This window comes from Stenotrophomonas sp. JAG2, assembly GCF_041080745.1.
GTDB lineage: Bacteria > Pseudomonadota > Gammaproteobacteria > Xanthomonadales > Xanthomonadaceae > Stenotrophomonas > Stenotrophomonas maltophilia_AA.
Map to the genome: position 1 here is coordinate 83,817 of NZ_JBEUMH010000011.1, position 12,747 is coordinate 96,563.

Below are 12,747 nucleotides of genomic sequence, written 5' to 3' on the forward strand. Positions count from 1 at the left end.
GAAGCGATCAGCCCTGAACGACTTGCCAGCAACGGCTTTACGGATACAAAACCCCAACGACAATAGGGACAATGAGGAGGAGCGCCCCCACGAACAAGTAAATTACGGCAATTGTCAAAGGATGCGACGCATTTCTGGCTCCACCGATCAGCATTGCCATTGCCTTTTTAGGTTTAGCCTTAAGCATCACTTGTACTTCTGGCTGTGACACGTACACCCCAGCTGCAAGCCACAATGTCCCAATAAGGGTGGCAACGATACCGGAGATTTGGAAGGCAGCATCAGTTTTACTCCCTGAATGCCACCAAACAAAGGGCAGGAACATGGGTATTAAAAGAACAAGGGCGATCCGATTTATTGCATTTATCTTCATAGGTCCTAAATCCGGAATTAAGTCGACCGCGCGAAGCGGCGACTCGCTTAGATTATTTGTTAACCATCCGCCTTCGCCAACTGATTTCTATGGTGCGCTGAGCATTGGATACCCCGATAGACTCCATTTTAAAGCCGCGCGCCTCCAGTATGGCCATGGGCCACGTTGACTTCTGACATGATTTAAATCCCCCTACGATGAACAAAAAGGCAGAATACCCACTAGCCGGATCCCGGCGTCCGGCTATGCGAATTATCCATGGCGCGCCGTACTGTTAGCTACCCCCTGATACGGCTCGATCTTAGGGCAGTTGAGTTCGGTCAACAACCCAACGTAAAACCGACTCCAGCAGCTTGAAGAGTATGCACCGGGGCGAACCTCATCCTTGAGTCTATAGTGGATATTATCACCAGCCCCGGCCGACCCACCCTCTCCGGAGTCAGCTTTCGGCCAGGAGCGGACACTGAGGGCGCGGCGGCCCTCTACAGATTTCTCGAGGATTCTAGAAGACTCGACGAGCCATCCCAAATAAGATCATCGACTACTGACCGCTTGTTCTACTGTGAGATCACGAAGCCGGGCGACTAGCTCATCTTTCTTCGCCTCCAGCTCCGCGGTAGTCAAGCGTGGCCGCCAGAGCAGGTAAAGTTCTACAATACTCTGCCAATGAGGCATCGCGGCCTCAGATCTACTGCCAGCTATGACATCATAATTGCGCTCGACCCAGAAACAAAATGATCGGCCGATGTACTTGAATCCAAGAGCCTCATCCGCGACACCCGACGTAAAATTCGCCGACATCGACTCTAGCTGATTTAATGCTACAAGCCATTTCGTCAAAGCGAAGCGAGCTACGGAGTTCTTCCGGTGATCTTGCGGAATCGATTCCTTCGAGAAGTTCCCAATTGGGCCAACGTATGGCGTGAGGCCTTCAATCGATTTCCACTCATCAAAGTATGAACCGGACAGTGGCACAAACTTGGCGGCATAGGCATCAAGCGCATGAAGTGCAGCAGCTCTGGCCTCTCTAATATTTCTCGAATCTATGTCAGTCTTCATCAGTCGCAGCTGACGGAGTGACAACACGACGCCTATCAGCAAGCCGATACTCGCCAAGAAGTAAACCGCCTCAAGATATGGCCTTGCGTGCACGATAAAATTCAGCACACCCCCTCCCATTGTTGTTCGACTGAATCGCCGAGTTTTCCGCAGATACCTCGCCGCGACAGACAACTCTACGGAACACTGAGCCTCTCACGAGCATACACCGTCCGTCACACCAGTTGAGATTCCGAGGTGTTCTGGTCGTTAGCCGGTCTGGAATTCGACCCTGACGTCACTATGCAGCCTTTCCTGTGAAGCTCTAACAACGCTGCCATGGGCAATCGCTAGCATCAGACTGCAAGTCATTCCGCGCATTTTAATCACCCACCCCATCAATTCTCACTAACTGGTTCTCTCGCACATCAATTTTTCCTGCGTGATGAATTCGACGGCTGCGGGTGAAACCATAGGCGGGAAAGCAATCTATCCCCGCGGCTCCTTTGCCCACCAGGCGGTAAGCAGCGAGCGGCTGGCAGCATGTAACAACCTTGGGAGCGACTCCCACCAAGTGCCTGAATGCTTGCGAGCACCGCGGGAGGTCCGTTTGCGGCCAAGAGCCGACCATCCTGGCTCTTCAGCACGGACAGCTTCGGTGGAAGCAGTTGCTAACATTGCAAGCTACTCCTCCCTGGAAGGACGTCGCCCGCATGCCTTTCCTCCCGGCGTTTCGCCGAGTCGCAGCGCTGACGCTCGTGGCGTTGCCAGCCTGTCTGTGTTCTACGTTATCAGCGGCCGAGCCTGCTTCTGAGACCCGCGCCTTCATCCACCCCATCAACAATGCCGAAGGCGCCCCCTTGGTAGAACTGGGTAGCAACGGCCTGCTGCGCTATGCCTTGTACTCCGAACGCGGTAGCGATCACGCGCGCAACATCGTCCCGGACTTCTCCCGCGCCGGCTATCAGGGCGGCGGCGTCAGTCTGCCCACCCGCTCCAGCATTCGTGTTGTCGAGGTTCTTGAGCCAAACGCGGAGGGTGACGACTATCCCCGCATCCAGGCAGCCATCGACGCGGTCGCCGTCCGTGTCCAGGACAGCCGGGGCCTACGCGGCGCTGTTCTGCTGCGGCGCGGCCACTATAGATTGAGCAAGACGCTGAACATCCGGGCCAGCGGCGTGGTGTTGCGCGGTGAAGGTCGAGGTGCCGACGGCACGGTGATCCGCTCCGAAGTCAATGAGCGACAGGGCAAAATCCTTGAAGTGGGGAATAGCGAATCCGCGGTTCCCCGCGCCGCTCTGGACCCACGCCGGACCGCCATCACCATGGACTATGTGCCGGTGGGGGCGATACGGATCACGGTGAGGTCCGCAGCCGGCTATCGCGTGGGCGATACGGTATCGATCGCGAGGGAACCCAATGCCCGCTGGGTCGGCCCCGAGGGCATCGATACCGCACGATACCGATGGACGCCCAGCGAGTACGCTGTGTACAGCGAACGCGTCGTCACCGCCGTAGACCACGACACGATCACCTTGGATGCGCCGATCATGGATGCCATCGCGACGCGCTTCGGTGGCGGCAGCGTCTATCGCACGCATCCCATCCGTATCTCGCAGGTCGGCATCGAAGACCTCCGCCTTGAGGGTAACCCCGAGACCGGCACGGTCAACGGCACCGCCGATTCCGGCCCCTTTACCGCGCTCCGCTTGGGTGCAATCTACAACTCATGGGTTCGCGACGTGACCGTGCGTTATGTGTCGCATGGCTTCGTGACCCGCAACGGCGCGCAGTTCAATACCCTGCAGGACATTGCCTATCTCGACCCGAGGTATGGCGAAACCCAAGGCGCCCGCCGCTATGTGTTCCTTTACGAGGGCAACGCCGCCTTCAATCTGATCCAGCGCTGCTACAACCAGGGCGGCAGGCATACCTTCGTCATCGGCGCACGGGTGCCCGGTCCCAACGTGTTTCTGGACTGCCTCGCCGTAGGTGACAGCAATGACAGTGGTCCACATCATCGCTGGTCCACCGGCACGCTGTACGACAACACCAAGGGATACATGCTGCGGGCACAGAACCGCCGGTACAGCGGAACGGGGCATGGGTGGGCGGGCGCGCAGCAGATGTTCTGGAACACCGAGCACGACATCTACGTCATCCAGGCGCCGCCGTTCGCGATGAACTGGAGCGTGGGACAGGTGGGCGCTATTGCACCGGGGAAATTCCCGCCTGAGGAACCTGCGGGGATCGTGCAATCGATGGGCCAGGTGGTGACACCTCGCAGCCTGTATCTGCAGCAGTTACGTGATCGTCTGGGCGAACAGGCGGTGATCAACGTCACCACTGAAGCGCAACGTGACGGACGTATCTGGGACAGCCTGGCAGCTGGTGCGGGGGACTAGCGCTCGCACCAAAGAGATCGTCCTGAAGCGAGGGTTCGCTTCCGGCCAGAATCGGACATCCGCGACCTCTCCGACTCCCCCCTCAGCGAGTGGATGTTTTGGCTTCAGGCACAAACTGCATCGGCCGCTCGGGCCACGCGCATGCCTTGTTGAACCTGAACTCCAGATTCGGCGGTGCATGGCGAGGGGTGAATCCGTTTCGGAACCCGAGCCACATCAGCGCCGTGTCCAGCGGCTGTTCCTGCTCGAATTCCGCACGCACGAAGCATTGGCGATTCAGGTCGCCCACGGGCGCGATGTGCAACTGAGTGGGGCAGCCAGGCGCAGCTGCGTCGGCCACCTGGCGATCGATCTGCACCTGCATGGCGTCGAGCATTTCTCCAACGGTGAGCAGATACCAACCCGTCGTGTCGATCCGGATCTTGTGCATCGTTGCGAACTGACAGTGCAGGGAGGCGCGTAACACGGGATCTGTCTGCGCCTGCACTCTGTCCCACAGTCGCTCGAGGATGACGATCGAACACCCCTCTGGATCGTCCGTTCCGCAGGACGCGAGCAGGGCGTCGTTGCCACCCCACAAGCCGAACTGGTTGCGCACGCCTGTGCCGTACCCCATGTAGAGCTGGCTGATGACAGCGTCCTTTGGGTTCCGCCGCATCCAATCGACGTCATCGGCGGAAAGTTCGCCCAGAAGTCGATCGACGGCTTCATCAACCGTACCAGGCCAGGGTGTGCTCGCCGGCGCTTCAGGCGCGCGCGGCGCGCACGCGACCAGCCCCAGCGAAAGCAGCGTGATCGTCCAGATCAACGTCTTGCGCATGACTGGCCGGCCTCAGCGCGGGCGCTGGCGGCGCGCGTAGTCCACCAGGTCGCGCGGATAGACTCGATGGTCGATGGCGCTGTCGTCGATATCGTAGAGATACGCGATGGCGGCCGCCTCGAACGCCCAGTAGCCGACGAAGCGGCCATCGTCGCCCACATGGCTGTCATGCCAGGGCGCGTGCTCGAAGGCGGCGTACCAGCCCTCGCAGTAGGTGGCGAGCAGGGTACTGGCCTCTTCCGGTGTATCGGCGTAGATGGCCTGGACCAGCGGCGTGCAGTAGTCGTGGAACCACTCGTCGACATCATGCCGGTCCGGCAGCACGCGCATCAGCAGGTCTTCATACAGCGTATCGCTGGCGACGAAGTTGGCCTGGTCCATCAAGGCGGCCACGCGCGCCAGCAGGTCCGGACGCCCCAACAGGATGCACAGCGCGAACAGCTGCGTGCATTCCAGGTATTCATCCGGCCAGTGATCGATCGCAAACGGCGCAATCAGCGGTTGCTGCTCGTACTGGGCAAGCATCTGCTGCCGATGCTCCACGTGTTCCACCAGCGCTTCCAGCAGCGGCGGCAGCGACTCGACCGGGTGGCCGGCGGTGTAGGTGATGTACAGGTGCTCGGCAGCCAACCGCTGGAACCAGCGCGCGCGCAGCGAGCGTTCTTCCGTGTCCGAATCGGACTGGAAGCGGTGTTCCTGGGAAAAGGCGATCGTCGCTTGGCGGTCTTCCAGGAACTGCGCGTAGTGCTGGGCTTCAAGCGGGGCTTGGCGTGGCTGCATGGATCTTCCTTGACCGGGCATGTGCCCCGGGATCGCCGGGCGCCGCAAACAAAAAAGCCGACCAAACGGCCGGCTTCTTCATGTTGCAGCGTGGTGGGCGGTACAAGGTTCGAACTTGTGACCCTTGCCGTGTGAAGGCAATGCTCTACCGCTGAGCTAACCGCCCGATGCTGCTGAGCCGCTCATTATAGGGCGGCAAATTTCGACGTCAACGGTTTCACCGAAATTTCTTCACATCGTGTGCGTGGGCTTGTCCGCGGTCAGGATGCCGGCCAGCAGGGTCTCGATCCGGTGGCGGACGGTCTCCCCTTCGGCGCCGTCGGCCAGCTGTACGCCGATGCCTGCGGCACGGTTGCCCTGGGCCCCGGCGGGGGTCACCCAGATCACCTTGCCGGCCACCGGCAGGCGCTCGCTGGAGTCCGGCAGGGTGAGCAGCAGGAACACCTCATCGCCCAGGAAGTAGCGCTTGGGCGTGGGCACGAAGATGCCGCCGTTCTTCACGAACGGCATGTAGGCGCTGTACAGCGCGGCCTTGTCCTTGACGGCAAGGGACAGGATGCCCTGTCGGGCGTTGGTGGCGCTCATGCTCTATTCCCCTTGGCGTGCCGTTCGTTGACCTTTCCCCAGGCCAGCAGCAGCTCAACCACCGCTAGATCGGCGCGCACCGTGGTGCGCAGCAGGTCGCGGGTGCGGTTGGCGGCATCGAACCAGGCGGCCAGCTTGTGCAATCGATCGGGATCGGTCAAGCCACCGCCGGTGGCCTGGGCCAGGGCGAGATCGGCGGCGTGGCGCAGGCGCAGCGCGGCGTTGTCGTCGCCGGTCCAGCGCTGGGCCAGTTCGACCGCGCCGGAGCGGCCGGCGACGAGGGCTTCCAGGTCGGTGGCGACCTGGCGGCGCAGGGCCAGGCCATCCTCGCGCAGCCACTGGTCGGCCAGGCCGGGGTGACCACGGGCGGCGTCCAGTGCTTCGCGGGCGCTGGCTTCGCTGTGGCCCAGGGTCTGCAGCCAGGCGAGCGCTTCCTCGCGCGGCGGCAGCTTGAACTCCAGGCGCTGGCAGCGGCTGCGGATGGTGGCCGGCAGGCGCGCGGGGTCGGCGCTGATCAGCCACAGGTAGCGGCCGGGCTGCGGCTCTTCCAGGGTCTTGAGCAGGGCATTGCAGGCGGCGCGGTTGATGGCGTCGGCAGGATCGACGATCACCACCTGGGCCACGCCGTACTGCGGGGTCAGCGAGAGCTTCTGCGAGACCTCGCGGATCTGCTCGATCACGATCTCGGTGCGCAGCTTGTCGCCCGATTTGTTGGGGATGAACGAGATCCGCTGCAGGTCCGGGTGGGTGCCGGCGGCCAGCAGCTGGGCACTGCGCTTGGCCGCGGCCGGCTCGCCCTGCCCCAGCACGTGCTCGGCCAGCCGCAGCGCGACGCCGAGCTTGCCCAGGCCGGCCGGGCCGCAGAACAGCAGGCCATGGCCGAGGCGACCGGCGTCGAGCGCGGCCACGGTCTGGTCATAGGCGCGCTGCTGCCAGGGGGAAAAAGGTTCAGCCACGATCCGGCTCCTGTGCCAACCATGCATCCACGGCCGCCACCACCGCGCCGGCCACGCCGGCCTGGTCCTGGCCGGCGTCGATCAGGCGGTAACGTGCGGGGTCTTCGCTGGCACGCTGACGGAACACCGCGCGCACCCGCTGGAAGAAATCATCGTGCTCGCTCTCGATCCGGTCCGGCCACATGTCGCGGCCGTTGGCGCGCGCGCGGCCGACGGCTACGTCCACATCCAGCAGCAGGGTCAGGCCGGGCAGCAGGCCGACGGCGCGGCGCTCCAGATCCGCGATCCACGCCGGGTCCAGGCCGCGGCCACCGCCCTGGTAGGCGTAGCTGGAATCGGTGAAGCGGTCGCACAGCACATAGGCACCGCGCTGCAGCGCCGGGGCGATCACCTGGCGCACGTGCTGGGCGCGGGCGGCGAACACCAGCAGCAGCTCGGCCTCGGCCGAGAGCGGCTCGGCGGCGATCTCCTCGTCCGGCTTGAGCACCAGCGCGCGGATGCGCTCGGCCAGCGCGGTCCCGCCGGGCTCGCGGGTCAGCACCACCTCATGCCCGCGCGCCTGCAGGGCCTCGCGGATCGCGTTGATGGCGGTGGTCTTGCCGGCGCCCTCGCCCCCTTCCAGGCTGACGAAATGCGGGTGCCGGTGCAGCGCGGGACTCATCGGGGTGCGGCCTCTTGGGTACGTTTGCTGCGCAGCTGCTGCAGGTAGCGGGCAACGGCGGCGTTGTGGTCGGTGTAGTTGGCCGAGAAGATGTGCGCGCCACTGCCATCGCCGACCGCCACGAAGTACAGCGCATCGCCCTTGGCCGGCTGCGCGGCCGCATGCAGCGCATCGCGCCCGGGCATGGCGATCGGGGTCGGGGTCAGGCCGGCACGCGTGTACGTGTTGTACGGCGTATCGGTGGTGAGGTCGCGCTTGCGGATGTTGCCGTCGTAGCTGCTGCCGATGCCGTAGATCACGGTCGGGTCGGTCTGCAGGCGCATGCCGATCTTCAGGCGGCGCATGAACACCCCGGCGATCTGCGGACGCTCGCTGGGCAGTGCGGTTTCCTTCTCGATGATCGAGGCAAGGATCAGCAGCTCATACGGTGAGTTCAGCGGCAGATCGTCCACGCGGCTGTCCCACGCCGCGGTCAGTTCTTTTTCCATCGCGGCATGCGCGCGCTTGAGCACGTCGATGTCGCTGTCGCCGCGCTGGTAGACGTAGGTCTCGGGCAGGAAGCGGCCTTCCGGGTGTTCGCCGGGGAAACCAAGCGCCTTCATCAGCGCGGCATCGTCCAGCGCATCGGTGGTGTGCACCAGCGGATCGGCACGCTTGAGCGCGGCGCGCAGCTGGCGGATGTTCCAGCCTTCCACGATGGTGACGCGGTGCTGCAGGACGCGGCCCTGGCGCATGCGGGTCAGCAGCTCGCGCGGGGTCAGCGCGGGATCGAGCGCGTATTCACCGACCTTGAGCTTGCCGGCGGCGTCGAGCTGGCGTGCCAGCAGCTGCCACTGGGTGTCGCTGCCCTCGTCCACGCCGGCCTGGCGCAGCTTGCCGAGCACGGTGCTGAAGCCATCGCCCGAGGCGATCACCACGCTCTCCGCGCTGGGGGTGACCGGCGCATCGGCAAACGCGCCCTGGCGATGCCAGAACCATGCGCCCGCAGCCGCGACCAGCAGGGCCACCACCAGCAGCACGGCCAGTACGGCCAGACATCCGCGTTTCGCACCCGCCATGGTCACCTCGAATGAAATTCTTCGCCGCGCAGCATACCGCGCGGGTACTGCACACCGCCAAACGGCTCAGGCATCGCTGCCCAGCGCACGCAGCAGGCCGCGGGCCTTGGCACGGGTTTCGTCCAGTTCCCTGTCGGCGACCGAATCCACCACGATCCCGGCCCCGGTGCGGAAGCTGGCGGTGTCGGCGGCCACTTCGGCGGTGCGGATCAGGATGTTCAGGTCCAGGTCGCCATCGCGGTTCAGCCAGCCGAACGCGCCGGTGTAGGCACCGCGCGCGCTCTGTTCCAGCTCGGCGATGATCTGCATGCAGCGCACCTTGGGGCAGCCGGTGATGGTGCCGCCGGGGAAGGTCGCGGCGATCACCTGGCCGGGGCTCACGTCCTCGCGCAGGCGGCCTCGCACGTTGCTGACGATGTGGTGGACGTGGGCGTAGCTCTCCACGGTCATCAGCTCATCCACCTCCACGCTGCCCGGCGCGCAGATGCGGCCGAGGTCGTTGCGCTCGAGATCGATCAGCATCACGTGCTCGGCGCGCTCTTTGGGGTGGCCGACCAGCTCCTGGATGCGCGCGGCATCGTCATCGCCGGCGAAGCGCGGGCGGGTGCCGGCGATCGGGCGGGTCTGCACGTCATCGCCGTGCACCGAGACCAGGCGCTCGGGCGAGGAGCTGACCACCGCCCTGCCCTGCGCCATGAACAGGCCGGCGAACGGCGCGGGATTGGCCACGCGCAGCTGCGCGTACAGCGCCTGCGGCGAGAGCGTCCCGGCGAACTGCGCATTCCAGCGCCGCGAGAGATTCACCTGGAACACGTCACCCGCACGCAGGTAGTCGATCACCTTGCCGACGCCATCGGTAAAGCGCTGCGGCGCGTCCTCACCGATCGCGACCGGTGGCTGCCACGTCGGCAGCGGAGCCAACGTGGCGGCCGCGGCGAGGTCGTCCTGCAGGGTCTGCAGCAGCGCCGCCTGCCCGGTCTCGCAGACGGCGTGGAACTGGCCGAGCACGCGGTCATGCAGCACCGCTGCCGGGCAGCGCAGGGCCAGCGCGGCGGGCAGCCCATCGGCGCGTGCCGGCAAGGCCAGCACGTCCTCGATCTGGCCAGCCAGTTCGTAATCCAGCATCAGTGCCCAGCCACCACGGAACGGCAGCGTGGTTTCTTCGCGCGGCAGCCGCAGCGCGGCCCAGTGCGCGTCCAGTACGTCGAGGAAGCGGCCGTCATGGGCGACGCCGTCCGCATCGCGCACCACGCCGTCGGCGTGCAGTGCGAGCGCTTCACCGTTGCCCATCAGCAGCAGGTCCCAGCGGCCCTGGGCGGTGCCCGAGGCGGTGGACTCCATCAGCAGCGGGTAGCGCTGCGGGGCCAGGCGCTGCAGGGCCAGCAGGTCGGTGGTGGCGGGCAGCGGAAGCGTCTGGAACATGGCAGGACACCGGAAGGGCGCGCAGCGTGCGCGGGGGCCAGATACACCAAGGCCGCCATGATGGCGGCCCGGGTGGGAGGACACGGAACGGGCGGTCAGACGCGCTTGAACACCAGCGTGCCGTTGGTGCCGCCGAAGCCGAAGCCGTTGGACATCACCACATCGACCTTGGCCTCGCGTGCGGTGTTCGGCACGTAATCCAGGTCGCAGCCCTCGCCCGCTTCATGCAGGTTGATGGTCGGCGGAATGATGTTGTCGCGCAGCGCCAGCACCGAGAAGATCGCTTCCACGCCGCCGGCCGCGCCGAGCAGGTGGCCGGTCATCGACTTGGTGGAGCTGACCATCATCTTGTAGGCGTGGTCGCCGAACGCGGTCTTCATGGCCATCGTTTCACCCAGGTCGCCCAGCGGCGTGGAGGTGCCGTGCGCGTTGAGGTAACCGACCTGGTCCGGGGTCACGCCGGCGTCCTTCAACGCCATGGTCATGCAACGTGCCGCGCCTTCGCCGTTCTCGCTCGGGGCGGTCATGTGGTACGCGTCCGAGCTGGCGCCGAAACCGGCCAGTTCCGCATAGATGCGCGCGCCACGCGCCTTGGCGTGTTCGTACTCTTCAAGGATCAGGATGCCGGCACCGTCGCCGAGCACGAAGCCGTCGCGTTCCTTGTCCCACGGGCGCGAGGCTTCTGCCGGGGCATCGTTGCGGGTGCTCATCGCCTTCATCGCGCAGAAGCCGCCCAGGGCGGTCGGCGAGGAGCCGCGCTCGGCACCGCCGACCACCATCACGTCCGCATCGCCGTACTGGATCATGCGCATCGCGGTGCCGATCGAATGGTTCGAGGTCGCGCAGGCGGAGACCGCCGAGAACGACGGACCCTTCAGGCCGGTGATGATGCTCAGCTGGCCCGGGAGCATGTTGATGATGGTCTTGGGCACGTAGAAGGGCGAGATCTTCTTGCCCTCGTGGAAATCGATGGTCTGCTCTTCGATACCCAGCAGGCCGCCGATGCCCGCGCCCACGATGGCGCCGATGCGCTCGGCGTTGCCGTCGGTGATTTCCAGGCCCGAATCGTTCAAGGCCATGAAGGCGGCACCGAGGCCGTAATGAATGAACGGGTCCATCTTCTTGGCATCCTTGCCAGTGACCCGGAATTTGCCGAACTGTTCGTTGTCGGCGGTGATGTCGAAGTCCCTGACCTCACCTGCGATCTTGGTGGTGAAACGGTCCAGGTAGGACTGCGAAACGTTGGTCAGCGGACCGATGCCGGAACGGCCTTCGGTGATGCCCTTCCAACTGCTGGCCATATCATTGCCCAATGGCGAGACCATGCCCATGCCGGTAACGACGACGCGACGCTTCATTGCAGATTCTCCTGACCCGGATGTTGCGGGTATCACGCGGTATAACGCTCAAAAGCACAGGGCCGCAAGCGCGGCCCCATGGGTTTGCCGCACGCGGTCGCGGCAATCGCCACGGCCGCGCGCGAGCCGCCTGACATCAAGCCTTGACGTGGGCGTTGATGTAGTCGATCGCAGCCTGCACGGTGCTGATCTTTTCGGCTTCTTCGTCCGGGATTTCGCACTCGAACTCTTCTTCCAGCGCCATCACCAGTTCAACGGTGTCCAGCGAGTCAGCGCCCAGGTCATCGACGAACGATGCGCTGTTGGTGACTTCCTCTTCCTTGACGCCAAGCTGTTCGACGACGATTTTCTTGACGCGTTCTTCGATGGTGCTCATTGGATATCGCTCCAGATGGAGTAGTGGTTCAAAAATGACGCCATCCGGTGAGGGATGACCGTGGGATAGTGTAGTGGAAACCAGCGACACCTTGCATTGCAGCAAAACATCAAACGGATCAACCACTTGCGGCGCAATCCATGCGCCACATGCTTACGGCATGTACATGCCGCCGTTCACATGGAGGGTTTCGCCGGTGATGTAGCTGGCCGAAGGACCGGCCAGGAACGCCACCGCGTTGGCGATATCGGACGGCTCGCCGAGCCGCTCCAGGGCGATCGACTTGACCAGGCCGGTGCGCTGCTCTTCCGGCAGGGACTTGGTCATGTCGGTATCGATGAAGCCCGGCGCGACCACGTTGACGGTGATCCCGCGCGAGCCGATTTCCTTGGCCAGCGACTTGGAGAAGGCAATGATGCCGGCCTTGGCCGCGGCGTAGTTGGCCTGGCCGGCATTGCCGGTCACGCCGATCACCGAGGCGATGTTGATGATGCGGCCCTTGCGCGCCTTCATCATGCCGCGGATGACGGCCTTGGAGGTGCGGAAGACGCTGGTCAGGTTGGTGTCCAGGATCGCCTGCCAGTCTTCTTCCTTCATCCGCAGCAACAGGTTGTCGCGGGTGATGCCGGCGTTGTTGACCAGGATGCTGATGGCGCCGAATTCCTTGGCGATACCGTCGAGCACGGCCTCGAGCGCAGCGGCGTCGGTGACGTTCAGCGCGCGGCCGTGGCCACCCACGGCGGCCAAGCGTTCGCCGATGGCGGCGGCACCGGCGTCGGTGGTGGCGGTACCGATGACGGTCGCGCCCTGCGCGGCCAGTGCGTCGGCGATCGCGGCACCGATACCCCGGCTGGCGCCGGTGACCAGTGCGATTTCACCCTGAAGGGGCTTGCTCATCTCATTTCCTCAAACGGG

Annotated in this window: 13 protein-coding genes and 1 tRNA gene; 1 reads left to right on the forward strand and 13 read right to left on the reverse strand. The window is 64.3% G+C overall.

What is annotated here, in order from left to right; all coding sequences use genetic code 11:
* Positions 1-37 precede the first annotated feature (37 nt).
* Complete coding sequence (locus tag AB9O74_RS14760; RefSeq protein WP_369349751.1) at positions 38-373, reverse strand: hypothetical protein; 336 nt, start codon at positions 371-373, stop codon at positions 38-40.
* Positions 374-907: 534 nt separating this feature from the next.
* Entirely contained in the window at positions 908-1,540 is a 633-nt protein-coding gene (locus AB9O74_RS14765) for a hypothetical protein (protein ID WP_369349752.1), read from the reverse strand.
* Between the two features lie 584 nt (positions 1,541-2,124).
* Here AB9O74_RS14765 and AB9O74_RS14770 point away from each other — a divergent pair.
* A complete protein-coding gene (locus AB9O74_RS14770; protein ID WP_369349753.1) occupies positions 2,125-3,816 on the forward strand; it encodes a hypothetical protein in 1,692 nt (563 codons plus the stop codon).
* An 82-nt stretch (positions 3,817-3,898) separates the two neighbouring features.
* Here the strand turns inward: AB9O74_RS14770 and AB9O74_RS14775 are convergent, their stop codons facing one another.
* The 11 genes from AB9O74_RS14775 to fabG all read right to left on the reverse strand — a co-directional run bounded on the left by AB9O74_RS14775 (position 3,899) and on the right by fabG (position 12,729).
* On the reverse strand, positions 3,899-4,636 hold the full coding sequence (locus AB9O74_RS14775) for a DUF6794 domain-containing protein (protein WP_369349754.1): 738 nt from the start codon (positions 4,634-4,636) through the stop codon (positions 3,899-3,901).
* 12 nt (positions 4,637-4,648) lie between these two features.
* The gene (locus AB9O74_RS14780; RefSeq protein ID WP_369349755.1) at positions 4,649-5,416 is read right to left on the reverse strand and encodes a PoNe immunity protein domain-containing protein; all 768 of its coding nucleotides are present in this window, start codon (positions 5,414-5,416) and stop codon (positions 4,649-4,651) included.
* Between the two features lie 91 nt (positions 5,417-5,507).
* Positions 5,508-5,582: transfer RNA gene (locus AB9O74_RS14785), tRNA-Val, on the reverse strand.
* Between the two features lie 65 nt (positions 5,583-5,647).
* The gene (locus AB9O74_RS14790; RefSeq protein ID WP_088432861.1) at positions 5,648-6,001 is read right to left on the reverse strand and encodes a PilZ domain-containing protein; all 354 of its coding nucleotides are present in this window, start codon (positions 5,999-6,001) and stop codon (positions 5,648-5,650) included.
* Positions 5,998-6,957 carry a DNA polymerase III subunit delta' gene (locus AB9O74_RS14795; protein ID WP_319210732.1) on the reverse strand — a complete coding sequence of 320 codons (960 nt, stop codon included), beginning with the start codon at positions 6,955-6,957 and terminating at the stop codon, positions 5,998-6,000. The genes AB9O74_RS14790 and AB9O74_RS14795 overlap by 4 nt, the downstream gene beginning before the upstream one ends.
* The gene (gene tmk / locus AB9O74_RS14800; protein ID WP_346492703.1) at positions 6,950-7,618 is read right to left on the reverse strand and encodes a dTMP kinase; all 669 of its coding nucleotides are present in this window, start codon (positions 7,616-7,618) and stop codon (positions 6,950-6,952) included. The genes AB9O74_RS14795 and tmk overlap by 8 nt, the downstream gene beginning before the upstream one ends.
* The gene (mltG, locus tag AB9O74_RS14805; protein WP_346488698.1) at positions 7,615-8,676 is read right to left on the reverse strand and encodes an endolytic transglycosylase MltG; all 1,062 of its coding nucleotides are present in this window, start codon (positions 8,674-8,676) and stop codon (positions 7,615-7,617) included. Before mltG ends, tmk begins: the two co-directional genes overlap by 4 nt.
* 66 nt (positions 8,677-8,742) lie before the next feature.
* The gene (locus AB9O74_RS14810; protein ID WP_369349756.1) at positions 8,743-10,098 is read right to left on the reverse strand and encodes an aminodeoxychorismate synthase component I; all 1,356 of its coding nucleotides are present in this window, start codon (positions 10,096-10,098) and stop codon (positions 8,743-8,745) included.
* Positions 10,099-10,193: 95 nt separating this feature from the next.
* Complete coding sequence (gene fabF, locus AB9O74_RS14815) at positions 10,194-11,456, reverse strand: beta-ketoacyl-ACP synthase II (protein WP_176990978.1); 1,263 nt, start codon at positions 11,454-11,456, stop codon at positions 10,194-10,196.
* A gap of 136 nt (positions 11,457-11,592) precedes the next feature.
* Positions 11,593-11,832 carry an acyl carrier protein gene (acpP, locus tag AB9O74_RS14820; protein WP_017357544.1) on the reverse strand — a complete coding sequence of 80 codons (240 nt, stop codon included), beginning with the start codon at positions 11,830-11,832 and terminating at the stop codon, positions 11,593-11,595.
* 153 nt (positions 11,833-11,985) lie between these two features.
* Complete coding sequence (gene fabG, locus AB9O74_RS14825) at positions 11,986-12,729, reverse strand: 3-oxoacyl-ACP reductase FabG (RefSeq protein ID WP_346479297.1); 744 nt, start codon at positions 12,727-12,729, stop codon at positions 11,986-11,988.
* Between the last annotated feature and the right edge of the window lie 18 nt (positions 12,730-12,747).